The organism is Trueperaceae bacterium (genome assembly GCA_019454765.1).
Taxonomy (GTDB): Bacteria; Deinococcota; Deinococci; order Deinococcales; family Trueperaceae; genus JAAYYF01.
The window spans coordinates 1-22,794 of sequence record JACFNR010000001.1 but is presented as its reverse complement, the minus strand read 5'-3'; the positions used below and the strand labels follow the sequence as shown (position 1 = coordinate 22,794).

The following is a 22,794-nucleotide window of genomic DNA, read 5'->3' as shown; positions in this document are numbered from 1 at the left end:
GGCCGGCTTGCTCGCGTGATGGTCGTAGGGAGCGGCACTCTCCGCAAGAACATACGGACATAGTACCCGCAGGGCGCCGGCGCGGGCTGCGACTTCGTTACCAATTCCTTAACCCCGTCGCGCCGTGGACGGCGCACGTCGCGCCGTGCGCGCGGCTTACAATCGCCGCCACGGCGGCCGGGCACGGCCCGGCCGCCCACGCGCGCGGCCACGGCAGGCGTCACGGGCCGCCTTAGGAGAAGCATGCTGTTCCAAGAGATCCTGGCGCGCCTCGACCGGTTCTGGGCAGGTCACGGCTGCGTGATCGCGCCGCCGCAGGACACCGAGGTCGGCGCCGGCACGTTCTACCCGACCACGTTCCTGCGGGCGCTGGGGGAGGAGCCGTGGCGCGTGGCGGGCATCGCCCCGAGCCGCCGCCCCAGCGACGGGCGCTACGGCGACAACCCGTACCGCTTCCAGTACTTCTACCAGTACCAGGTGCTCCTGAAGCCTTCGCCCGCCGACGTGCAGGCCGTGTACCTCGAGTCGCTGTACGAGCTCGGCATCGACCCGAGCGCGCACGACATCCGCTTCGTGGAGGACAACTGGGAGTCCCCCACGCTGGGCGCCTGGGGCCTCGGGTGGGAGGTGTGGATGGACGGCATGGAGATCACCCAGTTCACCTACTTCCAGCAGGTGGCCGGCTTCGACTGCCGGCCCGTCTCGGTCGAGCTCACCTACGGGCTCGAGCGGCTGGCCATGTACCTGCAGGGCAAGACGCACGCCTTCGACGTCGACTTCGCCCCGGGCGTCACCTTGGGCGACCTGCGCCGCGACTTCGAGGTGCAGCACTCGCGCTACAACTTCGAGGAGTCCGATCCCGAGCTGCAGCGCCTGCTGTTCGAGAAGTTCGAGCTCGAGGCGTACCGCCTTCTCGCCAAGGGCCTCGTCTACCCGGGTTACGAGTTCGTGCTGCGCTGCTCACACGCCTTCAACCTCCTCGACGCTCGCGGCGTCCTCTCGCACACCGAGCGGCAGGGGTACGTGCAGCGCGTCAGGCGCATGGCCGAGGCCACCGCCAAGGCCTACCTGGGCGGCCGGCCCGGCGCCGAGGAGGAGGCGCGCCGTGCCTGACCTCCTGTTCGAGATCGGCACGGAGGAGCTGCCCAGCTGGTACGTCAAGGGTGGCGGCGAGGCGTTGGTGGAGCTGATCAACGAGCGCTTGGTGGCCGCCAGGCTGACGCCCGGCGAGGTGGTCGGCTACGCCACGCCGCGGCGCCTCGCCGTGTGGGTCAAGGGCATCCCGGCGGCGACCCCGCGGCGGGTGGAGGAGCGGCGCGGACCGCCCGCGTCGGTCGCCTACGACGCCGCCGGCGGCCACACCCGGGCCGCGCTGGCGTTCGCGGCCAAGAACGGTGTCGGCGCCGCCGAGCTCGCGCGGCGCGACGACGCCAAGGGCAGCTACCTGTACGCGCTCGTGCCGGTGGGGGGCGAGCCCGCCGCCGCCGTGCTGCCGGAGCTGCTCGCCGGCGTGGTCCTCGACCTGCCGGCACCTCGCAAGATGCGCTGGGGCGAGCAGACCACGCCGTTCATCAGACCGGTAGCGTGGCTGCTTGCCCTGTTCGACGGGGCGCTCCTGCCGCTCGAGGTCGCGGGCGTCCGCTCGGGAACCCGGTCACGCGGTCACCGCTTCCTCGCGCCCGCCGAGTTCGAGGTCGCCTCCGCCGCCGAGTACGCGCCGCTCCTCGCCGAGCGGCACGTGATCGCCGACCGCGCTGCACGCAGGGAGGCGACGCGCCGGGCCGCGGAGGCCGCCGCCGCCGAGGCCGGTCTCGTCCCCGCGCACGACGACGCCCTCCTGGACGAGGTGACGGACCTCGTGGAGAGCCCGTTCGGCGTCCTGGGCCGCTTCGCGGACGCCTTCCTCGAGCTGCCCGACGAGGTGCTCGCGACGGTGATGATCAAGCACCAGCGCTTCTGCCCCACGATGGGGGCAACCGGCCGGCTCGCCAACGCGTTCGTGGGCATCTCCAACAACCGCGTCCCCGATGAGGCGCTGGTGCGCGCCGGCTACGAGCAGGTCCTGGCGGGTCGGCTGGAGGACGCCCGCTTCTTCTGGCGCGCGGACCGACGCAAGAGCCTCTCGCAGCACGCCTGGGGCCTGAGCGGCATCGCCTTCCAGAAGGAACTAGGCAGCATGGCCGACAAGACGTCGCGGGTGGGGGAGGCGGTGGTCGCTCTCGTCGACGCGCTCGACCTCCCGCAGGCCGACGCCGACGCGGCCACCCAGGCGCTGCCGGTCTTCAGGGCCGACCTCGCCACCGAGATGGTCTTCGAGTTCCCGGAGCTCGAGGGCGTGATGGCGCGCGCGTACGCGCTCGCCGAGGGGCTGCCGGTCGCCACCGCGGACGCCCTGCTCGGCGGCGTGAGTCCCAAGACGCACGAGGACGCCGTCCCGACTGGCGCGGCCGGCGCCCTCCTCGCCGTGGCGGACAGGGTCGACAAGCTGATCGGCTTCTTCGCGCTCGGGAAGCGCCCGAGCGGCTCCGCCGACCCGTACGCGCTCAGGCGCGACGGGCTGGCCGTGGCCCGTGTCCTCGGGGCCATGGGCTGGCCGCTACCGCTGACCACCCTGGTTGAAGCGAGCGCCGCCGCCTACGCCGGCGGGCCGGTGACGGCCACGACCGAGGTGCAGGCCCAGGTGGTCGAGTTCGTCTGGGACCGCGTCGCTTCGCTCCTCGAGGGCAACGGCGCGGCCGTGAACGTGGTGCGGGCGGCCATCCAGGGTTCGGTCACCGCCATCGGCGCCGCCAGGCGCGTCGAGCTGCTCACGGCCATGCTGCGTCTCGGCGAGATGGACGACCTGATGGCGCTCTACAAGCGCGCCGCCAACCTCGCCAAGGGCGAGCCGCAGGCGGTGGACGTGCACGCCTTCGACCGCCCCAAGCGCGAGCCGGGGGCGGGCGTGAAGCGCGAGCTGTTCCAGTCGCCCCTCGAGGCGCCGCTGCTGGCGGCGCTGCCCGGAGCGCAGCGGGGCGTCGACGAGCTGCTGGCCGCGGCAAAGGCGCAGCTCCCGGCCTGGGACCTGCGCGACCCGGCGCCCGCGGCGCTGAGCGGACTCGAGCCGCACGTGGCGGCGGTCGTCGGCATCAAGGCGCCCCTCGACGCGTTCCTGGACGGCGTGCTGGTGCTCGCGGACGACGGTGACCTGCGCCGCAACCGCCTGGCGCTGCTCGGCGAGGTCGTGAGGGTGCTGCGCCGCCTCGGCAGCCTCGAGCACCTCGCGGGCGCCTGATCGGGAGCCCCGAGGGCGCCCAGCGGGGCCGATGGGCCGAAGCATGGCAACCCGCCCTGCAACTCGCATCGCAGACGAACGGAGCGCCCCGGGTGACCGGGGCGCTCCGCCCTGTGAACGAGCATTGCCTGCGGACGAGCATTGCAGCGTGGTGCCGAAGGTGGGACTTGAACCCACACGTCCTCACGGACATACGACCCTGAATCGTACGCGTCTACCGGTTCCGCCACTTCGGCACGCGCTTCGCGGCGCGCCCCGAGGGCGGCCGCGGCTTAGAAGGATACCTGGCGCCGCGCTCGAACGCAAGCAGCAGCAGCAGCAGCAGCTGCTGCCGAAGCGTGGTGGGGGTCGTCAGCCGACCAGCTTGCCGTCCACCAGGAACGGCTCGCCGTCGAGCGTCACCACGCCCTCGCGCCGGAGGTCGCAGACGAGGTCCCAATGGATGCTGCTCTCGTTGCGCCCCAGCGTCTCGGGGTACGACGCGCCCAGCGCCAGGTGGACGGTTCCCATGATCTTCTCGTCGAACAGCGTCTGAAGCGTCGGTGTGGTGATGTGGGGGTTGGTGCCCACCCCGAGCTCGCCCAGGAAGCGCGCGCCGGCGTCGGCGGCGAGCTGCGCCTCCAGCGTCGCCTGCCCCCGCTCGGCCGTGGCGGCCACCACCCGGCCAGCCTCGAAGCGGAGGGTCACGCCCTCCACCACGGTGCCCGCCACGCTGGAAGGGATCGCGAAGTGGATGGTGCCCTCGGCGCTGTCCTCGACCGGCCCCGTGAACACCTCGCCCGACGGCATGTTCCGCTTGCCGTCGGAGTTGGCCCAGCGACGCCCCTTCACGCTGAGACGCAGGTCGGTCCCGGGCCCCTGGATCCTCACCACGTCCGCCTGCGCCAGCCGGTCCGCCCACCGCTGCTGGGCGGCGCCCAGCTCGCGCCAGCGCGTCGCCGGGTCCACGTCGTGCAGGAACATGGCGCCGTGCACGAACTCCTCGTAGGCGTCCGTCGTCATCCCGGCTGCCTGCGCGGCGGCGGGCGTGGGGTAGAGCGTGCCCACCCAGCGGGTGCGCGTCACGCGGTGGCGGGTGACCTCCCGCATGCGCCTCCCGAGGGCGGCCTGGCGCGCCGCGTCGGTCCCCTCGAGGTGGCGCGAGTTCGTGGGCGCGTTCACGCGCACGCACGCGTCGATGCGCCTGATCTCCTCCAGTTGCAGGACGGGCTCGGCGGCGAGCAGCTCGTCGCTCGCCAGCTCGAGCAGGTCGGCCGCCTGCTCCGGGTAGGCGAGGCGCAGGTGCGGTTCCGCGCCCGCCGCCAGCACCGCCCGCGTCAAGGCGCGCGCCAGCGGGATGGCCGGCGTGTCGACCTGCACGAGCACCGCCTGGCCGGGACGCACCTCAAGGCAGTAGTCGACCAGCAACTGGGCGTGACGGAAGGTCAAGGGGTGGATCATGCTCTACTCCTCACTCGGTCCGCCCGCCGCGCTCCACGGTGAAGGCGCTCGAGCCGAGCGCCACGAGCGAGCCGTCGGCGTCGAGCACCTCGGTGCGCACCACGATCACGCTCCTGCCACTGCGCATCACCTGCGCCACGGCGCGAAGCTCCGGCCCGCGCCCCGGCCGGAGGAAGTCCACCCGCATGTCGATCGTCGCCATGCTGGGCGCCTGCGTGAGATCGTCGAGCGTGAGGGCGGCCGCGCCGCCCGAGGCGGCGTCCACCAGCGCCGCCACCAGCCCGCCGTGCGGCATGCGCCTGATCACGTTGCCGATGTGCTCGTCGCGCAGGGCGAGGGTGAGCGTGAGGTTGAGGCCGGCGCGGTCGATGTTCGCGACCTTCACGCCGATGTGCCGGTTGAACGGTATGACCCCCTCCAGGAGCGCGGTGAGGGTGCTGTCGAGGGTCTCGGCGGTGCGAGGAGCCATGCGCCATGCTACCCGCGCGTCCACTATCATTGGCGCTGATGAGCGCGCACCGCCCCCCCAAACGGAGCCCGGCAAGCAGGACCCAGCGCGCGGCCCACCCCGATCGCGCCACTGAGCAGCGACCCGGGCGCACTCCGGCGACGGCCGGGAGCGGGCGGTCGCGATTCCGATCGCGGCCGGGATCGCGGCATGCCAGCGGGCCCGCCGAGGCGGGCGAGGCGCGCTCGGGCGAACGCGTGCAGCGCCTGATCGCCCGCGCGGGGCGAGCGAGCCGGCGCGCCGCGGAGCAGCTCATCGTTGCCGGGCGGGTGACGATCAACGGCCGCGTGGCGCGACTCGGCGACCGCGCGGAGGTCGGTGACGACGTGCGCGTCGACGGCAAGCAGCTCCACGTGGCGGAGGGCAACGTCACCTACGCCCTGAACAAGCCGCCCGGCTACGTCACGACCGCCAAGGACGAGCGCGGCCGCGCCACCGTCTTCGCCCTGTTACCGCCCACGCCCGGCCTCCACGCGGTCGGGCGCCTGGACCGCGACTCGGAAGGGCTGCTGCTCCTGACGACCGACGGCGACCTGACGCTTCACCTCACGCACCCGCGCTACGAGCTCGAGAAGGAGTACAGGGTGTGGACCAAGCAGGGGCGCGTCGACGGCACGAGCCTCAAGCGGCTGGTCGACGGGGTGGAGCTCGAGGACGGTCGCGCCGCCGCCCTGAGCGCCCGCCCGGCACCGGGAGGCGCCGCGGTGGTGCTCGCGGAGGGGCGCAAGCGCGAGGTCCGCCGGATGTTCAAGGCGCTCGGTTACACGGTGGACCGCCTAGTCCGCGTCAGGGTGGGCGGTCTCAAGCTTGGCGACCTGGCCGTGGGGGCCTTCCGCGAGTTGTCGGCCAAGGACCTGCGGGCCCTTGGTTATACTCGCGAGCAGCGGCCGGGGTAAGCCGCCCGCGGCACCGCGCCGGACCCGGTCCGCGCCAGGGAGTGGCCCAGCGTGCAACCCAACGGTACAGGCGCCGAGGCGCCGGCTACGAGCATCTTCCACCGCGGTAACGGCGCGGTCCACATCGACGAGGCAACCATCGCGCGCCGCGTGCAAGAGCTGGGGCGCCAGATCGCCGCCGACCACGCCGAGGGCGACCTGCACCTCATCTGCGTCCTGAACGGCGCGTTCATGTTCATGGCCGACCTGGTCAGGGCCATCGATCGCCCGCTGACGCTCGACTTCCTGTCGGTGTCGTCCTACGGTTCGCGGACCGAGTCGAGCGGCGAGGTCAGGCTCGTCAAGGACCTCGAGCAGAGCCTGAAGGGCCGGCACGTCGTGCTGGTCGAGGACATCGTGGACACCGGCCTGACCATGCAGTACCTGCAGTCGTACCTGAAGGGGCGGCAACCCGCGTCGATCAAGGTGGCGACCCTCCTCAGCAAGCCGTCGCGGCGCAAGGTCGACGTGCCCATCGACTACGTCGGGTTCGTGATCGACGACGCCTTCGTGTACGGCTACGGGCTCGACGTCGACCACCGCCAGCGCAACCTGCCGTTCGTCACCAGCCAAGCCGGGTGATGCTGCGCCCCCGCCGCTACGCCCTCGGCGCGCTCGCCGTGCTGACAGCGGTACTGCTCACCCTCACTGTGGCGGCGGCGCTGCGCGACACCACACCGCCGCGACTCTACGTGGAGGCGCCCACGCGGCTCCCGGTCGGCGCGCCGCTCGGGCTGTTCGTCAGCGCGGACGAGCCGGTGACGTACGTGCTCGAGTACGGGGGCGCGAGGGTCGAGCGGGTGGACCAGGACGCCACCTTCGACGTTCCGGCGGTGCCTGGCGCGCAGCCGGCGCGGCTGATCGCCACCGACGGCGCGGGGAACGTCACGGAGCGCGACGCCGTCGTCATCGGCGTGCCCGAGCTCGCGCCCGTGCTGAGCGCGCCGGCCGCGGCGCGATCGGGCGACCCGATCGGCCTTTCCGTCGCCGGCCTGCCGGGACCGAACGCCGACGCGGCCACCACCGCCGCCGTGAGCTCCGTGACTTTGACCGTCGACGGCGCGGAGATCCCGCTGTTGGCCGATGCGGACGGCGGCTATCGCGGCATGCTCGCCGCACCCATGTCCGTCGACCCGCTCACCCTTCAGGTGGGGCTCGTGGTGGTCGACGAGTTCGGCCGGAGCCTAGCGCGAGAGGCGAGCGTCGTGCTGGAGCCGCTACCGGTCGAGGTGGAGCAGCTCAGGCTCTCGGCCGCCACCTTGGCGGTGATCACCCCCGAGGGCCGCGAACTGGAGGCGAACACGGTGGCGGCGGCCTGGGCAGGCGCGCTGCCCGCGCCGCAGTGGAAGGAGCCGTTCGCGCCGCCCATCGAGGGGGTCACGACGAGCGGCTTCGGCGACGCGCGGCGCTACGAGCAGGGCGGCCCGGTCTCGTACCACTACGGCCTCGACCTCGCCGTGCCGCAGGGGACGCCCGTTCACGCCACCAACGCCGGCGTCGTCGTGGTCGCGGGCGCCTACCCCATCAAGGGGGGGTGGGTGGCCATCGATCACGGCGCCGGCCTCATGAGCTACTACTTCCACATGTCGGAGGTGCGGGCGGTGGTCGGGCAGCGCGTTGACCGGGGCGACGTGATCGGGCTCGTCGGCACGACGGGCCTCTCCACCGGCCCGCACCTGCACTGGGAGATGCGCGTGCGCGGCGTGGCGAGTAGCCCGCTCGCCTGGGTGGGCAAGACCTACCCGTGAAGCTCCCGCCGAGCGCGAGGCGCGGGCTCGGTTGGCGTGCGGTCCTGGCCGGACTCGTCCTGGCGTCCGGCGCGGGCTCGCAGGCGCAGGTGCCGGTGCCGGCGCCCGGCCGGGTGCCGGACGGCACCCCGCCGTGGCGGGAGGTCGTCTGGTACGAGGTGTTCGTGCGCTCGTTCCAGGATTCGGACGGCGACGGCGTCGGCGACCTGCGCGGCTTGGAGGCGCGGTTGCCCTACCTCGCCGACCTCGGGGTCGGTGGCATCTGGCTCATGCCCATCCACCCCAGCCCGAGCTACCACGGCTACGACGTCACCGACTACCTCGGCGTCCACCCGGACTACGGCACCGAGGCGGACCTGCGCTCGCTGGTGACCGCCGCGCACGCGCTCGGCATCCGCGTGATCCTCGACTTCGTTCCCAACCACACCTCGGACCGCCACCCCTGGTTCGCGGCGGCGCTGGCCGGCGACGCGCGTTACCGTGGCTACTACCGCTTCGAGGACGACCCGCCGCCCATGCGCGGCACGCGGGGCGGCAACGCCTGGCACGACGCCGGCGACGGCACCAGCTACCTCGGGCTCTTCTCCGCGGGCATGCCGGACCTCGACCTGACCAACCCGGCGGTCACGGCGGAGCTCGAGCGCGCGGCCCGCCACTGGCTCGAGCTCGGCGTGGACGGTTTCCGAGTGGACGCCATCCAGCACCTCGTCGAGGGCGATGGGGGTCGGATCGCCAACACCCCCGCCACCTACGCCTGGGTCGCCGGTTTCGAGGCCTTCCTGCACGAGGCGGCGCCGGGCGCGTTCCTGGTGGGCGAGACCTGGACGGAGATGCCCGCCATCGTCCGCTACCACGTGGACGCTCAGCTCGACATGTCGTTCGATTACCCACTCTGGAAGGTGGTGCTGGCGGCGCTGCAGGCGCGCAGCGCGCGCGACCTGGCGGCCGCCCTCGAGCAGACGCTCGCCCATTACCCGGAAGGCGCCGCGCGCGGCACCTTCCTGTCCAACCACGACCAGACCCGCCACGCCACGCGCCTGTCGTTCCCGCGCCGCGACGAGGCCCGGTTGGCGCTCGCCGCCGGCCTGCTCCTGACCCTGCCCGGCACGCCCTTCCTCTACTACGGTGAGGAGATCGGTATGACGGACGGCCCCGGTGGCGGCGACCTGGCGAAGCGCACGCCCATGCGCTGGGAGGCCGCGGACGCGGCCGGTCGCTTCGGGTTCAGCTCGGCGGCGGCATGGACCGACGCCGGCGAGGGCACGCCGGGCGTGAGCGTGGCGGAGCAGGCGGGCGACCCGACCTCGCTCCTCACCCGCTACCGGCGGCTGTTGGCGCTGCGGCGCGAACTGCCCGCCCTGAGACGAGGCGAGTGGCGGGTGGTGGACTCGGGCGCGCCGTCGGTGCTGGCGCTCGAGCGCCGGGCGGGCGACGAGGGGCTGCTGGTCGTCGCCAACCTCGCCACCAAGCGCGTCGCGCTCTCCGCCGGGCGCCTGCCGCCCCACTCGGGCGTCGACCTCGTGACGGGCGAACCCGTCACGGTCGACCCGGACGGGGCCCTCGAGGTGCCCGCCCTCGCGCTGCTCGTCCTCCAGGCCCGTTGACGGCCCGCCCCGTATACTTGGCCGTCATGAACCAGACCACGAGCGCCGTCAAGCCGCGCGTCTTCTCGGGCATCCAACCCACCGGCGCCCTCCACCTCGGCAACTACGTGGGGGCCCTCAGCCAGTGGGTCGCCCAGCAGCACGAACGCGACAGCATCTTCTGCGTGGTCGACCTCCACGCGCTGACCGTCCCCGAGGAGGTGGACCCCGCGAGGCTCCGCGATCAGGTGCGGAGCGCCGCCGCCATCTACTTCGCGGCGGGTATCGACCCGGAGAGCAACGTCGTCTTCGTGCAATCCGCCGTGCGCGAGCACACGGAGCTGACCTGGCTCCTCAACTGCGTCACCCCGCTCGGTTGGCTCTACCGGATGACGCAGTTCAAGGCCAAGTCGGAGGGGCGCGAGAGCGTGGGCACCGGCCTGCTCGACTACCCGGTGCTGATGGCGGCCGACATCCTCCTGTACGACACGGTCAGCGTGCCCGTCGGCGAGGACCAGGTGCAGCACATCGAGCTGACGCGCGACCTGGCGCAACGCTTCAACCACCTGTTCGGCGACGTGTTCGTGGTGCCCAAGGCGCAGGTCCCCGCGGTGGGCGCCCGCATCATGGGCCTGGACGAGCCCACGGCCAAGATGTCGAAGAGCGTGGCCGTGCATCGGCCCGGGCACGCCATCAACCTCCTCGACGACCCCGCCACCGTCAAGAAGGCCGTCATGAGCGCCGTGACCGACTCCGGCCGCGAGCTGCGCTTCGACCACGCCTCGCCGGGGGTGCGCAACCTGCTCGCCATCTACCAGGTGCTCACCAAGCGGAGCATGGCCGAGATCGAGAGCGAGTTCGCGGGGGCTGGGTACGGGCAGCTGAAGAAGGCGGTGGTCGAGGCGGTCGTGAGCACGCTGGCGCCCGTGCAGGCGCGCTACCGCGACTACATGAGCGACCCCGCCGAGCTCGACAACCTGTTGGCGAAGGGCGCGGAGCGCGCGCGCGGCATCGCCGACGCCACCATGCGCCGCGTGCGGACCGCCATGGGGGTGGGCTGACGCCGACCGAGGGGCCGCGGGGTGGTCAGGGCGCGCCGCCGGCCGACGGCGTGCTGTTCGTGTTCCTGGACGGCGTGGGGCTCGGCGCCAACGACGCTGCCACCAACCCGTTGGCGGCGGCCGCCATGCCGTTCCTGCGCGGTGTGCTGGGCGGACCGCTCACGCGCGACCTGAACGAGCTCGACGAGGAGACACTTGTCTACCGCCGCCTCGACGCCACCCTCGGCGTGGAGGGCCTGCCGCAGTCCGCCACGGGCCAGACGACCCTGCTGACGGGCGTGAACGGCGCGCTCGCCATGGGGCGCCACTACGGGCCGTGGCCCGGCCCGACCCTCAAGGCCCTGCTGCAACACGGCACGCTGTTCGAGGACGGCGCGCGCCGGCGTGGCGCCGTGCTGGCGAACGCCTACCCGCCCCCGTACTTCGAGCACCTGGGTGGCCGGAGGCAGCGGCCCAACGCGCCCGTGGTCGCCGCCATGGCGGCCGGCGTGGAGCTGCGCGATCTCGACGCCTACCGCGCGGGGCAGGCGGTCGCGCCCGACGTGGGGGGCGGGCGCCTCCTTGGCTTCGACGCGAACCTGGCGCCGCAGAGCGCAGCTGCGGCGGGCGCCGTGCTCCTGCACCTCGCGAAGGGCGCCAGCTTCGTGTTCCTCGACGTGTGGCCCACCGACGCCCTGGGTCACGCTCGCGACTTCGCCGGCGCCGTCGCCCTGCTCGGGCGCTTGGACGAGCTCCTGGCCGTGCTGTTCGCCGGGGGGGTCACGGTGGTCGTCACCTCGGACCACGGGAACCTGGAAGACGTGGCGTCGGGTCACCACACGCGCAACCCGGTGCCGCTCCTCGCCGCCGGACCGCGCGCCGCCGAGTTCGGCGTGGCCCGCTCGCTACTCGACGTCGCCCCCGCCGTCAGGCGCGTGTGGGGGGAACCGCCCCGCGCCTAGGCGAGCCCGAGGATGATGATGAGCGCCTCGTACCACGCGCCTATCAGCAGCAGCACGCCGGCCACCGGCAGCATGAGCAGAAGCTTGCGGAACCCGCGCGCGAACCTGCCCGGCGCCCCGCGCCCCACGACCGTGGCAAGCAGCATGCCGCCGCCCGCGACCACGAGGAAGTAAGAGGTCAGCTCGAGCGCGAGGAGCACCAGTAGGAAGAACAGGTAGAGGGGTCCGCCCGTCGCGAGCAGCCCGAACGGCACTCCCTGCGTGAAGAAGGACGCCGCCGCGAAGGCGTAGGCGGGGACCCCGAACAGGGCCGCCAACGGGAAGGTGACGGACGCCGTCACCACCCCGAAGTTCTGGAAGTAGGTCGTGGCCGCCGCCCGCAGCACGTTGCCGCTACCGTAGGCCGCGGTAGCGCCGACGCTCCCGATGGCGGCGTTCACGACGTCGAGCACCGCCTGCTCGCACTCCTGCGGCAGCGTCGTGCCCGTGTAGGCGCCGAGGGCGAACAGCCCGTAGAGTCCCAGCAGGGTGAGGGTCACGAGGCGCCTGTGCTCCCTGATGGCCTGGAACCCGCCGGCAAGCCAGCGCCTGAGCAGCGAGCCCCGCCGCAGCAGCCCCAACAGCACGAGCAACGAGAAGGCGGCGAACGCCCACCCGGCGGCGGGTGTCTGCAACCAGGCGCGCACGCCGGTCGGCTGGCCCGCGGCGCGGAAGCCGACGCGGGCGGCCCGCCACTCGCCCGCGCCGCGCTCCATCACCACCTCGACGACGTCGAGCTGGTTGCCGGGTCTCACGGCCGCGTACGTGAAGCGGCGCACGTCGGGGTCGTCGCTCGGACCCTCGATGCGGTCCTCGATCCTCACCTGCGTGCCGGGCGGCGGCGCTGGGTTGGTGACGAGGTCGGGGAGCCGCAGGCAGAGCTCCTTGGGGTCGAGCCCGGCCAGCGTCTCGAGGGAGACGGGCTTCCTGGCGAGCCAGGTCGCCACCGCCGCGTCGGCGGCGGCGGGCACCGGGTCGACGGTGGCCTCTCGCGTGACGGCGCTCCGAGACGCGTCGTCGGTGGGCGCGGCGCCGGGCTGCGCCCGGACCCAGCCCGGGCCCAAGGCGAACAGCAGCGCGGCCACGGCGAGGGCGGCGGGCAGGGGGGAGGGGCGGTCGGAAGTGGTGGACACCATCTACTCCTGGGCCGCCATGGCGGCGGTAACCCGGCCAGCATACCGTCCGGGCCCGGTCGGCGGCCGTAGACTCGGCGGTGGGATGAGAGGGGCCGCCGCGAACAGGAGACCACGCGCCTGGTACGTCAACGCCGCGCGCCGCACCCTGCTCGCGGCGGCGCCGGCACTGGCCCGCCCCGACGACGACTGGGCGCGCGCGCGATTGACGGCCGCGGAGTTCGCGCTGTTCGGGCGCATGCCGGCCCACGAGAGGGCCCATGGGCTCGAGGTGGCGCGGCGCGTCCTGGTGCTCTCCCCGCGGGCGTCACGCGAGCTCGTCGCGGCCGCGCTGCTGCACGACGTCGGGAAGCTCGACACGCCCCAGGCCGCCCTGTGGCGCGTCCTCACCCACCTACTGCCCCCGGTGACGCTGCCCGGCGAACCGCGGTTGCGGGGCCTGGCGGGCGCTCGTCAGGCGCGGGTCCACCACGCCGCCTACGGGGCGTCGCTCCTCGCGCGCGCCGGCGTGACGCCTCGGGTCGTCGACCTCGTGGCCGGTCACCACGGTCCCGGCGCGGGCGCCGACCCCGAGGCCGCCCTACTCAGGGAGTGCGATGAAAGCACCTGACGCCGCGCCCACCCCGGCGCTCGACTGGCTCTTCGGGCTGCAGCGCTTCGGCGTGAAGCCGGGCTTGGGGCCCATGCGGGCGCTGCTGGCGGCGCTCGGGGCGCCCGCTGAGCGCTACTCGAGCGTGCTGGTCGCCGGCACGAACGGCAAGGGGAGCGTGGCGCACACCCTCGCCGCGGCGCTCGTGGCGCCCGACCGCACGGTCGGCCTCTACACGAGCCCTCACCTGCAGCGGGTGGGCGAGCGGGTCGTCGTGGACGGGCGCGAGACCGACGCGGATCGCCTCGAGGCGACGGTGGCCGCCTTAAGGCCCACGGCGGAACGACTCGGGAACACGTTCTTCGAGGTCATGACGGCGGCGGCGCTGGTGAGCTTCGCCGACGCCGCGGTCGACGTCGCCGTGCTCGAGGTGGGGTTGGGTGGGCGCCTGGACGCCACGAACGTCGTGACGCCCGTCCTGAGCGTCATCACCTCGGTGGGACTGGATCACACGGCCGTCCTCGGCGACGACCTGGCCCAGATCGCCTTCGAGAAGGCGGGGATCATGCGCCCGGGCGTGCCCGTCGTCTCGGGGGTGACGGAGCCGGCGGCCGCCACGGTGGTGGCCGCGCGGGCGGCCGGGCTCGGGGCGCCGCTCCTCGAGTACGGCGCGGGGTTCTGGGGCGAGGTGAGCGGCATCGGTTGGGACGGCAGCGAGTTCGTCTGGCGTCACCCCGGCGCGACACAGGACGGGGCGTGGGTGCGCACCCCCCTCGTCGGTCTGCATCAGGTGGCCAACGTGGCCGTGGCGCTCGAGGCGGCCGTGGCGCTCGGCGTGGAGCCCGGCCGCGCCGTGGCGTCCGTGGCCGCCGCCGGTTGGCCCGGGCGGCTGGAGAGCTTCTGGTGCGAGGGGCGGCGCGTGGTGTTGGACGGCGCCCACAACCCGGCCGGCGCGCGGGCGCTGGCGCGCGCCATCGAGGAACTGACGGGGGAGGTGGCGGTGCTCGTCGTGGGCGCCTCGGCCGACAAGGACGTGCCCGGCATCGTCGCCGCGCTTGCCCCCCGCGCGCGGCGCCTCGTCGTGACGGCGGCGTCCAACAGCCCGCGGGCCGTGCCCGCCTCCGACCTGGCCGCGTGGTTGCCGGGCGCGGTGGCGGCGCCCGGGGTGGGCGCGGCGCTGCGCGCGGCCCTCGACCTCTCGGCCCCCGGCGACACGGTGGTCGTGGCCGGCAGCCTCTTCCTGGTGGGCGAGGCGCGGGACCTGCTCAGCGGCGCCGTTCCCGAGCGCCGTCAGCGTTGGCAGTGAGCGCCGCCTCCTTGCGCCGCGCCAACAGGTGCTTGAGGAGGACTATCGCCACGATGGGCAAGACTCCGGTGACGACGGCGAACGTCTCGTCGCGCGGCCACCCGAGCCGTTCGAGCGCCAGGAACGCCAAGGCAGGGTACGCGAGCATGGTCACGACGGCGGCGGCGCCCGCGCGCCTGGTGATCAGGTAGAGCGCCACGATCAGCACGAGCCCGGCCAGCCCCACCGCGGGGTAGTAGGGCAGCGATACGCCGAGGGTCGTGGCGAGCGCCTTGCCGCCCCTGAACCGCACGAACATGGAGAAGGCGTGCCCGAGCACGGCGCCGAGGCCGGCGGCGAGCGGGACCGCCGGACTCGGCGCCGCCGGGCTCGGCGCCAGCTGTAGCGCGTTGGCGGTGGCCGAGGCCATGAGCAGCCCAAGGTAGGTGGCGAGGGCGCCCTTGCCGACGTCGAGCAGGAGCACGATCACGCCCCAGCCGAGCGAGAGGTTGCGCGCGGTGTTCATGGCGCCCATGTTCCCCGAGCCCAGCCGGAAGACGTCCTGGCCCCGGGCCCGCGCCACCAGCGCGGCGGTCGGCACCGAACCGAGCAGGTAGCCCACCGCGAGCGCCGCCAGCGCCGCCCCCATCAGGCCGGCTCCGGGCGAGCCGCCCCCTGCTCGCGGGCGGCGGCGAAGCTCCGCAGGTCGTGAACGTGGTAGGCGACGTAGGCCTCGAGCAGGCGCCACTGCCCCCGTCGGTCGGGGTAGTCGGTCGCGAGGGCGGCGCTCATCGGGCCGGCCACCAGCCGGGCCAACTCGTCGGCCGCCGCCCCCTGTAGGGCCCGTCCCGCGCGGCAATCGGCGCAGGTCAGGCCGCCGGCCTCGACGTCGAACGCCACCAGGGGACCGGCCGAGCCGCAGGCGATGCAGGCGTCGACCCGCGGCGCGAGGCCAGCCACGCCGAGGAGGCGCCAGGCGTAGAGCAGCGTCACCAGCTCGGTGTCGTGGTGGGAGGCCAGGCCGCGCAGCGCCGAGGTCAGGTAGTCGTACACGCGCGACTCCAGGTGCACGTCCACGGTGAGCGCGTCGGCGAGCTCGCAGAGCAGGTGGGCGTAGGGGTAGGCCGTCGGCTCGGTGAGCCCAGGCAGCGCGCCGTTCAGCTGGACCTGCGTCAGGAGGGCCAGGTCGTCCTCCTGGCGGCGGTAGAACTGGACCGTCACGTCGTGGAACAGGGAGAGGCGCCCGACGTTGCCGCCGGGCAGCTTGCCCTTGCGCGCGACCGCGCGCCACTTGCCCTCGCGCCCGAGAAGCGTGACGATCACGTCACCCGAGGGCAGGGCCTGCCGCTTGATCACCAGACCGTCGGCGACGGTGTAGCGCTTCACGCGGCGAGTCTAGCGCGAGGCGTGCCACACCAGGACCGCCGGCGCTGCGACGCTGCTCAAGGTCGCCCCCTCGCCTTCGGGGAAGTGGAGGGCGTCGCCCCGGCGCAGCACCCGGAAGTCGCCCCCCGGCAGGTCCACGATGACCTCGCCGCTGAGCACCAGCAGCCAGCGGGGGCCGGTTCCCGTCATGGCGCTCCTGGCGCGCAGCTCCTGGACGACGAACGGCCCGCCGGGCACGGCGAGCGGCTCCCCCGCGGCGGACGCGGCGAGCGCCGGCAGGTTCAGGGCAGAGCCGGGCCCCGCCGGCCTCACCCGCCGGAACCCCGCGTGCGGTCCCGCCCGAAGCTCATGCGCAGCTTGAACAGCCCGCGCTTGTTGCGCGCCAGGGCGTCCGCCTCGTCGATTCCCAGGCGCTCGGCGGCCTCCGCCACGTTCAAGGCCGGCGCTCCGGCGCCGAGCGTCAGGCGCAGGACGGCGGCGTCGTCGGGCGCCAGCTCGTCGAGGTAGGCGGCGAGTTGCTCGGGCGTCGCCTTGGGCTTGGCGTCGGCTGCCCGCGCCTTGGCGCCCCTCGCCCGGGCGCTGCCCGCCTTGCTGGCCGCCTTGCCCTTCTTGCCCCTCGCCGTGCCCTTGGTCGCGCCCTTGGTCGCCGGTCGCGTCTTCCCCCTCGCTGCGGCCCTGCCCTTCGCCTGGCGCTTACCGCCGCCCGCCGCCTCGCGCGCGTCGAGCAGGTCGCTCGCCTGCTCCACGGTCACCACGTCGAGGGGCAGCGTCCGGGGCAACGACGCGTTCACGCTCCCGCGCTTGACGTAGGGACCGAAGCGCCCCTCGTAGAGCTCGATGGGCTCGCCGGTCCGCGGGTCGGGGCCCAGCTCCTTGAGCGGGGCGTTGCCGCGGCGCTTCTTCTGCGCCAGGAGCTCGAGGGCGCGCGCGAGCGTGACGTCCAGCAGGAACTCGCCCTTGGGGATGCTGGCGTAGACGCCGCCGTGCTTGACGTACGGACCGTAGCGGCCGATGCCGACCTCCACCACCTTGCCGTCGTCTGGATGCTCGCCCAGGCGCGCGGGGAGCGCGATCAGCTCGAGGGCGAGCTCGGCGCCCACGTCGTGGGGCGCCACGTTGGGCGGGAGCGACACGCGCTTGGGCTTCTCGCCGCCGGGGCCGGCGTCGCCCAGCTGCAGGTACGGCCCGAACGGACCGCGCTTCAGAAGCACCGGCTGGCCCGAGGCGGGCTCGGTGGCGACGACGACGTCGCCCATGTTGGCCTCCACCAGGTACCGCTCCAGCTCGGCCTTCGTGATGTCGCCGGGTGCCAGGTCGGCGGGGAGCGAGGTCGTCTTGACCTCGCCGTCCAGCGGGCCCTCCACGTACGGTCCGTAGCGGCCGACCCGCACCACGTACGGCGCCCAGGCGGCGTTCTCGACCGTCGAGATCTGGCGCGCGTCGATGGCGCCGAGGGCGTCGTCCACCAGCCGCACGATGCCGTTGTCACCCAGGTAGAAGTCCTTCAGGTAGGTGTCGGAGGCGCGCTCGCCGGCCGCGATGTCGTCGAGGACGCGCTCCATGCGCGCCGTGAACTCCGTGTCGACGAGCTGCCTGAACTGCCGCTCGAGCAGGTTGTTGGTCGCGAACGCCGTGAACGTCGGCACGAGCTGCTGACCCTGCTTGCGGGCGTAGCCGCGCGCCTGGATGGTGTCGATGATGCTCGCGTAGGTGCTCGGCCGCCCGATCCCCTCCGTCTCGAGCAGCTTCACGAGCGAGGCGTCGGTGTAGCGGGCCGGTGGCTTGGTCTCGTGACCCGCCGCCGTCACGCCGGCGCAGTCGAGGGAGTCGCCCTGCGTCAGTGGCGGCAGCGGCTGGTCACGGTCGTCTAGCGCGGCGTCGGGGTCGTCGCTTCCCTCCACGTAGGCGCGGAAGAAGCCCGGGAAGAGGACGGTGCGGCCGCTGGCCCGGAAGCTCAGCTCGGGTTCGCCGTCAGGCGTGGCGCCGATGCGGGCGGTCACGAACTTGAGGCGCGCGTCGGCCATCTGCGAGGCGACCGTTCGCTTCCACACCAGGTCGTAGACGGCCGCCTCGAGCCCCTTGAGGGCGTGCTCGTCGGCCGTGCGCATCTCGGTGCCGGCGGGCCTGATCGCCTCGTGCGCCTCCTGGGCGTTGCGGGCCGCGCCCTTGTGCTTCCGTGCCCCGCCCAGGTAATCGGGGCCGTAACGCGCCTCGATGGCGGCGCGCGTGGCCGCGAGCGCCTCCTCCGACAGGTTGGTCGAGTCCGTGCGCATGTAGGTGATGTAGCCGTTCTCGTACAGGCTCTGGGCGACGCGCATGGTGTCGCGCGCGGCGAGGCCCAGCTTGCGGCTCGCCTCTTGCTGCAAGGTCGAGGTGGTGAAGGGCGCGGCAGGCGCGCGGGTCTGCTCCCGCTCCTCCAGCCCGAGCACCTTCCAGGCGGCCCGCTCCGCGGCGGCCGCCAGGCGCCTCGCGTCCGCCTCGGCCAGCTCGATCACGTCGTCGCCGCGGCGCAGCTCCGCCTTGAGGCGGCCAGTGGCCGCGTCGTAGTCGCGCCCACCCGCCACCCGGCGCCCGCCGACATGCGTGAGCGCGGCCTCGAAGCGCCCGCTCGTGCCTGCGCCGCCCTTGGCGAGCCTGGCGCTCAGGTCCCAGTAGGCGGCCGGCACGAACGACATGCGCTCGCGCTCCCGCATGACGAGGAGGCGCACGGCGACGCTCTGGACGCGGCCGGCGCTCAGCTTGGGCGCGATCTTGCGCCACAGTAGCGGGCTGATGGCGTAACCGACCAGCCGATCGAGCACGCGGCGCGTCTCTTGCGCCTCCACGAGGTGGGCGTCGATGTCGCGCGTGTTGCTGAGCGCCTCCAGGATGGCGCGCTCGGTGATCTCGTGGAACACCATGCGCTTGACCGGCACCCGCGGATTCAGGACCTCGACGAGGTGCCAACCTATCGACTCGCCCTCGCGGTCCTCGTCAGTCGCGATGTAGACCTCGCCCGCCTGCGCCAGCGCGCTCTGCAGGTTCTTGACCACGGCCTTCTTCTTGGGCGAGACGACGTAGAGGGGCTCGAAGCCGGCGTCCACGTTCACCCCGAGGCGCGCCCACTCGCTCCCCTTGTACTTGTCGGGGATCTCGGCGGCGCTGGACGGCAGGTCGCGCACGTGACCCATGCTCGCCTCGACCTGGTAGTCGGCCGGCAGGAACCGCTTGATCGTGCGTGCCTTGGTGGGCGACTCCACGATGACGAGCCGCTTCATGGCATGAGTTGACGACAATGCACTGACCCCAATCCTCCCGCGAAGCGCGCACATTATACGCACGGCCCCTGCGAGGTCAAGGGGGGGCGCTCAGACGGGGCGGCGGTTGCTGATGGCGCGCCCCAGCGTGACCTCGTCTGCGTACTCCAGGTCGCCACCGACCGGCAGTCCGTAGGCGATGCGGCTGACGGTCGCGCCGCTTCGCGCCAGCTGACGCGCCAGGTAGTGCGCGGTCGCCTCGCCCTCCACGGTGGTGGAGGTGGCTAGCACCACCTCGCGCAGCCCCGCCGCCCGGCGCTCGAGCGCCGCGATGGTGAGCTGATCGGGCCCGACGCCGTTCATGGGACTGAGGGCGCCGTGGAGGACGTGATAGAGCCCCTGGAACTCGCCGGAGCGCTCGATGGCGAGCAGGTCGGCCGGTTGCTCGACGACGCAGAGCAGGCCGCGGTCGCGGCGCGCGTCGGCGCACACCGCGCAGCAGTCAGCGTCGGCGCTCATGACGTTGTAGCAGATCGGGCAGCGCGCCAGGCCGGTCTTGGCCTCGACGAGCGCCTCTGCCAGCGCCCTGACCTCGGCCTCGGGGCGGTTGAAGAGGTGGAACGCGAGGCGTTGTGCGCTCTTGGGACCGATCCCCGGCAGGCGCCCGAGCTCGCGGATGAGGGTCAGGAGCGGACCTGGGAAGCGGACGCTCAACGTGGCGCCCCTCGGGTGCCGCTCCGGCCGGCGGACAGCTCGCTCAGAGCATGCCCCCCAGGCCGCCGAGGCCGCCCACGCCGCCCATCGCCGCGCCCATCTCCCGCTCCTGCAGCTCCTTGGCCTTGCGCTGCGCCTCGTTGACCGCCGCCGTGACGAGGTCCTCCAACATCTCGACGTCGGACGGGTCCACGACCTTCGGGTCGATGCGGACCTTGGTGACGGTGCCGTCGCCGGTGGCCTCCGCCCGCACGAGCCCCGCCCCGGCGGAGCCCTCGACCGACATGCTCGCCAGGCGCTCCTGCGCCTCCGCGACCTTCTGCTGGGCGCGTTGCGCCTCCTTCATCAGCTTCTGGATGTTCACGTCCACTCCTAAGGCGCGGCCCGGCGCGGCGCGCGGGCGCGGCGACGGGTCGGCGGGTCAGGCGTCGCCCTACTCGGAGCCCGCCTCCATGGGGTCATCGTAACCGGCAGCGAACGGCGCTTCGGTCTCGTCGCCGGTGCCCTTGTCGTCGGTGTCCGGGGGGCGGCCGAGCGGCAACACCTCGATCACGCGGCCGGGGAAGAGCGCCACGACCTCCGCGAACGCCTTGCCCTGGGGTGTGTCGCTGTCGACAGGTCCGCGACCGTGCGCCGACCCCGCCGCGCCCCGCCGCTCGGAGCGCGCGCCGCCCCCTTGCCGCTTCGCGGCCGAGCGCGCCCGGCCGGCGGCCCTGGTCTGAGCGGGGGCGGCGGCCGGGCCAGCGGCCGGGTCAGCTGTGGACACCGCGGCCGCCTGGGGGGTGCGCGCCTCGTCCTCCCAAGGCTCGACGGGCGGCTCGCCCCAAGGCTCCCCCCACAGGTCCCCGGTACCCCCGCCCGCCGAGGAGACGACGTCGTCGGGGATTAGGTCGCCCACCTCCGGTGGGTTCGCTCCTGGTGGGCTCGCTTGTGGAGGCGGGGGGCGGTCCGCGCCGGCCGCCTGTGGGCGTGGGGCCGCGCCGTGATCCCCGGCGCGGTCGGGCGCGGCGACCGCATCGCGTCCTGCGCTGCGTCCCGCGGTGCGTCCCGCGCCGCGTCCCGCGCCGCGACCAGCGGCCCCCGGTGCGGCCGGTGCCTGCGGGCCGGCCGCATTGGCGGGCGCCGACCGCGGCGCCGCGGGCGAGGCGGTGGGAAGCGGGCCGCGCTCCGTGACCTCGGGGCCAGGCGCCGCCTGCCCCGTCACGCTTTTTTTGGACCGCCCCCTCGGGTGCTCCCGCTCGTGGTGAAGCGCGAGGTGCCCGCCGGGCCATCGATGGTGACGTCGAAGCCGGGACCGACGACGGCCGTCAGCAGCTCCTCGAACGCGGCCAGGCGCATGATCAACTGCTTGTGGTGGAACTCGTTCGCCTCGGGGAACGTCACGCGCACGGCGCTGCCCGAGTGCTCCACGCGCACCGGCGCCAGGAAGGCCTTCAGGCGCACGTCGGCCTGGCTGCGCACCGCGTGCCAGGAGAACTGACCGACCTGCTCCCCGTCAGCAGGGACCTGCGCGGGGTCCCCGCCGGGAGCGGCGTCCGGCTCCGGGGAGGCCCCGCGAGCACCGCCCGAGGGCGGCGCTTCGGCCCCGGCGGCGCGGGGGGTGCTGCCGCTCGGACGGCGGCGCGCGACGGCAGGGCCGGTCGCGTCCCCGGACACGGCCTCGCCCACCGTCTCGCTCGCCGTCTCGCCCACCGTCCCGGTCACCGCGCCCCTCGCCACGGGCATGACGCCGTCCGCCACGGCGCCCGCCGCGGCGGCCGCCGCCGCGGACGCCGCGACCGCGGCGCCCGCCGCAGGCCCGTTCCCTAGCAGGGCGTTACGCGCCTTGATGAGGGCGACCTCGAGGGAGTAGAGGTCGTCGTGGCGCACGAAGCGTTCCTGCTCGTCGTCGAGGGCGTGCAGCAACCTCAGCAGGTCGTCCTCGCCCGCTGCCAGCCACGGCTCGCCGGCGAGCAGGGCGTGGAGGGCGCCGCGTAGGCTGCGCGCCAGTTGGTCCGCCACCGTCCGCGGAGCGAAGCCGGCGCGGTAGAGGGCGTCTGCCTCCGCCAGCAGGGAGGCCAGGTCGCCGTTCGCCAGGGCCGACGCCATCGCCCGCAGCCGCTCGTGAGGCGGCAGGCCCAGGGCGTCCTCCGTGCGGACGAGGGTGACCGCCTCGCCGGAGGCCAAGAGCCGCTCGAGGAGCGACTCTGCGTCGCGCATGCCGCCGTCGGCGCTCCGGGCCACGAGGTCGAGCGCGGCCGTCTCGGCCGCCACCCCGGCGGCGTTCGCGAGGCGCGCCAGCTTGCCCCGTATCTCGTCGTCGGTGAGGCGCCTGAACCGGAAGTGCTGGCAGCGCGACAGGACGGTTGGCGGTAGGCGCTCCGGCTCCGTCGTCGCGAGGACGAACACCAGGCCGGGCGGCGGCTCCTCGAGCGTCTTGAGGAGGGCGTTGGCGGCGGCCTTGCTGAGCATGTGCGCCTCGTCGAGGATCCACACCCGCGTGCCGCCCCGCATGCTCGTCAACATGACGCGCTCGCGCAGGTCGCGCACGTCCTCGACGGAGTTGTTCGAGGCGGCGTCGAGCTCGACCACGTCGGGGTGAGACCCGGCCTGCACCAGCCGACACGACTCGCACCGGCCGCAAGGCCGCTCCGCGGCGGGAGCCTCGCAGTTGACCGCCATGGCGAGGAGGCGGGCCGTCGTGGTCTTGCCGACGCCGCGGGGCCCGGAGAAGAGGTAGGCGTGGCCGACGCGGGAGCGCGCGATGGCGGACGTCAACACGTCCTTGACGTGGTCCTGCCCGACGACCTCGTCGAAGGTGACCGGCCGCGCCCGTTGGTACAGAGCCGACATGACCCAAGGAGTCTACCACCGGCCTCCCGCCCGGCCGGTCGGCTCCGCGGGCGGTCGGCCATGCGCGCGGTCGGCTCCGCGCGGCCGGCT

21 protein-coding genes and 1 tRNA gene are annotated in these 22,794 nt (G+C 73.8%); 10 read left to right on the top strand and 12 right to left on the bottom strand.

Annotated features, from left to right (window positions below; all coding sequences use genetic code 11):
• Positions 1–243 precede the first annotated feature (243 nt).
• On the top strand, positions 244–1,113 hold the full coding sequence (locus tag H3C53_00110; protein ID MBW7915078.1) for a glycine--tRNA ligase subunit alpha: 870 nt from the start codon (positions 244–246) through the stop codon (positions 1,111–1,113).
• Positions 1,106–3,274 (top strand): glycine--tRNA ligase subunit beta, encoded by a 2,169-nt coding sequence (locus H3C53_00105; GenBank protein MBW7915077.1) that lies wholly within the window; start codon positions 1,106–1,108, stop codon positions 3,272–3,274. The genes H3C53_00110 and H3C53_00105 overlap by 8 nt, the downstream gene beginning before the upstream one ends.
• Before the next feature lie 149 nt (positions 3,275–3,423).
• Here H3C53_00105 and H3C53_00100 read toward each other — a convergent pair.
• The 3 genes from H3C53_00100 to H3C53_00090 all read right to left on the bottom strand — a co-directional run bounded on the left by H3C53_00100 (position 3,424) and on the right by H3C53_00090 (position 5,183).
• Positions 3,424–3,510: transfer RNA gene (locus tag H3C53_00100), tRNA-Leu, on the bottom strand.
• Positions 3,511–3,625: 115 nt separating this feature from the next.
• A complete protein-coding gene (locus tag H3C53_00095; protein MBW7915076.1) occupies positions 3,626–4,714 on the bottom strand; it encodes an aminopeptidase in 1,089 nt (362 codons plus the stop codon).
• Between the two features lie 10 nt (positions 4,715–4,724).
• On the bottom strand, positions 4,725–5,183 hold the full coding sequence (locus H3C53_00090; GenBank protein ID MBW7915075.1) for a hotdog fold thioesterase: 459 nt from the start codon (positions 5,181–5,183) through the stop codon (positions 4,725–4,727).
• Positions 5,184–5,221: 38 nt separating this feature from the next.
• Between H3C53_00090 and H3C53_00085 the strand changes: the two genes are divergently transcribed.
• The 6 genes from H3C53_00085 to H3C53_00060 all read left to right on the top strand — a co-directional run bounded on the left by H3C53_00085 (position 5,222) and on the right by H3C53_00060 (position 11,490).
• Complete coding sequence (locus tag H3C53_00085) at positions 5,222–6,118, top strand: rRNA pseudouridine synthase (GenBank protein MBW7915074.1); 897 nt, start codon at positions 5,222–5,224, stop codon at positions 6,116–6,118.
• 93 nt (positions 6,119–6,211) lie between these two features.
• Positions 6,212–6,739: a hypoxanthine phosphoribosyltransferase gene (gene hpt, locus H3C53_00080; GenBank protein MBW7915073.1), complete on the top strand. Its 528-nt coding sequence runs from the start codon at positions 6,212–6,214 to the stop codon at positions 6,737–6,739.
• Between the two features lie 524 nt (positions 6,740–7,263).
• The gene (locus tag H3C53_00075) at positions 7,264–7,905 is read left to right on the top strand and encodes a M23 family metallopeptidase (GenBank protein ID MBW7915072.1); all 642 of its coding nucleotides are present in this window, start codon (positions 7,264–7,266) and stop codon (positions 7,903–7,905) included.
• Complete coding sequence (locus tag H3C53_00070; protein ID MBW7915071.1) at positions 7,902–9,509, top strand: DUF3459 domain-containing protein; 1,608 nt, start codon at positions 7,902–7,904, stop codon at positions 9,507–9,509. Before H3C53_00075 ends, H3C53_00070 begins: the two co-directional genes overlap by 4 nt.
• Before the next feature lie 26 nt (positions 9,510–9,535).
• On the top strand, positions 9,536–10,549 hold the full coding sequence (gene trpS, locus H3C53_00065; GenBank protein MBW7915070.1) for a tryptophan--tRNA ligase: 1,014 nt from the start codon (positions 9,536–9,538) through the stop codon (positions 10,547–10,549).
• 50 nt (positions 10,550–10,599) lie between these two features.
• On the top strand, positions 10,600–11,490 hold the full coding sequence (locus H3C53_00060) for a hypothetical protein (protein ID MBW7915069.1): 891 nt from the start codon (positions 10,600–10,602) through the stop codon (positions 11,488–11,490).
• On the opposite strand, the gene H3C53_00055 is transcribed toward H3C53_00060, so the two are convergent.
• Positions 11,487–12,665, bottom strand: coding sequence for a hypothetical protein (locus tag H3C53_00055; GenBank protein MBW7915068.1), 1,179 nt, complete (start codon positions 12,663–12,665; stop codon positions 11,487–11,489). The two genes, H3C53_00060 and H3C53_00055, sit on opposite strands and share 4 nt — an antisense overlap.
• An 82-nt stretch (positions 12,666–12,747) precedes the next feature.
• Between H3C53_00055 and H3C53_00050 the strand changes: the two genes are divergently transcribed.
• Positions 12,748–13,272: an HDIG domain-containing protein gene (locus H3C53_00050; protein MBW7915067.1), complete on the top strand. Its 525-nt coding sequence runs from the start codon at positions 12,748–12,750 to the stop codon at positions 13,270–13,272.
• Complete coding sequence (locus tag H3C53_00045) at positions 13,259–14,557, top strand: bifunctional folylpolyglutamate synthase/dihydrofolate synthase (protein ID MBW7915066.1); 1,299 nt, start codon at positions 13,259–13,261, stop codon at positions 14,555–14,557. Before H3C53_00050 ends, H3C53_00045 begins: the two co-directional genes overlap by 14 nt.
• On the opposite strand, the gene H3C53_00040 is transcribed toward H3C53_00045, so the two are convergent.
• From H3C53_00040 to dnaX, 8 genes are all read right to left on the bottom strand, one after another.
• Positions 14,517–15,185, bottom strand: coding sequence for a glycerol-3-phosphate acyltransferase (locus H3C53_00040; protein MBW7915065.1), 669 nt, complete (start codon positions 15,183–15,185; stop codon positions 14,517–14,519). The two genes, H3C53_00045 and H3C53_00040, sit on opposite strands and share 41 nt — an antisense overlap.
• Positions 15,185–15,922 carry a DNA repair protein RecO gene (recO, locus tag H3C53_00035; GenBank protein MBW7915064.1) on the bottom strand — a complete coding sequence of 246 codons (738 nt, stop codon included), beginning with the start codon at positions 15,920–15,922 and terminating at the stop codon, positions 15,185–15,187. Before recO ends, H3C53_00040 begins: the two co-directional genes overlap by 1 nt.
• A gap of 9 nt (positions 15,923–15,931) precedes the next feature.
• Complete coding sequence (locus H3C53_00030) at positions 15,932–16,234, bottom strand: hypothetical protein (GenBank protein ID MBW7915063.1); 303 nt, start codon at positions 16,232–16,234, stop codon at positions 15,932–15,934.
• The gene (gene topA / locus H3C53_00025; GenBank protein MBW7915062.1) at positions 16,231–19,179 is read right to left on the bottom strand and encodes a type I DNA topoisomerase; all 2,949 of its coding nucleotides are present in this window, start codon (positions 19,177–19,179) and stop codon (positions 16,231–16,233) included. Before topA ends, H3C53_00030 begins: the two co-directional genes overlap by 4 nt.
• Before the next feature lie 90 nt (positions 19,180–19,269).
• The gene (gene recR / locus H3C53_00020; protein MBW7915061.1) at positions 19,270–19,872 is read right to left on the bottom strand and encodes a recombination protein RecR; all 603 of its coding nucleotides are present in this window, start codon (positions 19,870–19,872) and stop codon (positions 19,270–19,272) included.
• Positions 19,873–19,915: 43 nt separating this feature from the next.
• Entirely contained in the window at positions 19,916–20,236 is a 321-nt protein-coding gene (locus tag H3C53_00015) for a YbaB/EbfC family nucleoid-associated protein (GenBank protein MBW7915060.1), read from the bottom strand.
• Between the two features lie 69 nt (positions 20,237–20,305).
• Positions 20,306–20,770 (bottom strand): hypothetical protein, encoded by a 465-nt coding sequence (locus H3C53_00010; GenBank protein MBW7915059.1) that lies wholly within the window; start codon positions 20,768–20,770, stop codon positions 20,306–20,308.
• 302 nt (positions 20,771–21,072) lie between these two features.
• Positions 21,073–22,704 carry a DNA polymerase III subunit gamma/tau gene (dnaX, locus tag H3C53_00005; protein MBW7915058.1) on the bottom strand — a complete coding sequence of 544 codons (1,632 nt, stop codon included), beginning with the start codon at positions 22,702–22,704 and terminating at the stop codon, positions 21,073–21,075.
• Between the last annotated feature and the right edge of the window lie 90 nt (positions 22,705–22,794).

Bases quoted from the DNA above. Each gene is read 5' to 3' on its own strand.
- H3C53_00110 (MBW7915078.1), top strand. From the start codon at position 244: ATGCTGTTCCAAGAGATCCTGGCGCGCCTCGACCGGTTCTGGGCAGGT.
- H3C53_00095 (MBW7915076.1), bottom strand. From the start codon at position 4,714: ATGATCCACCCCTTGACCTTCCGTCACGCCCAGTTGCTGGTCGACTAC.
- H3C53_00090 (MBW7915075.1), bottom strand. From the start codon at position 5,183: ATGGCTCCTCGCACCGCCGAGACCCTCGACAGCACCCTCACCGCGCTC.
- H3C53_00085 (MBW7915074.1), top strand. From the start codon at position 5,222: ATGAGCGCGCACCGCCCCCCCAAACGGAGCCCGGCAAGCAGGACCCAG.
- H3C53_00075 (MBW7915072.1), top strand. From the start codon at position 7,264: ATGCTCGCCGCACCCATGTCCGTCGACCCGCTCACCCTTCAGGTGGGG.
- trpS (MBW7915070.1), top strand. From the start codon at position 9,536: ATGAACCAGACCACGAGCGCCGTCAAGCCGCGCGTCTTCTCGGGCATC.
- H3C53_00055 (MBW7915068.1), bottom strand. From the start codon at position 12,665: ATGGTGTCCACCACTTCCGACCGCCCCTCCCCCCTGCCCGCCGCCCTC.
- H3C53_00050 (MBW7915067.1), top strand. From the start codon at position 12,748: ATGAGAGGGGCCGCCGCGAACAGGAGACCACGCGCCTGGTACGTCAAC.
- H3C53_00045 (MBW7915066.1), top strand. From the start codon at position 13,259: ATGAAAGCACCTGACGCCGCGCCCACCCCGGCGCTCGACTGGCTCTTC.
- H3C53_00040 (MBW7915065.1), bottom strand. From the start codon at position 15,185: ATGGGGGCGGCGCTGGCGGCGCTCGCGGTGGGCTACCTGCTCGGTTCG.
- topA (MBW7915062.1), bottom strand. From the start codon at position 19,179: ATGAAGCGGCTCGTCATCGTGGAGTCGCCCACCAAGGCACGCACGATC.
- dnaX (MBW7915058.1), bottom strand. From the start codon at position 22,704: ATGTCGGCTCTGTACCAACGGGCGCGGCCGGTCACCTTCGACGAGGTC.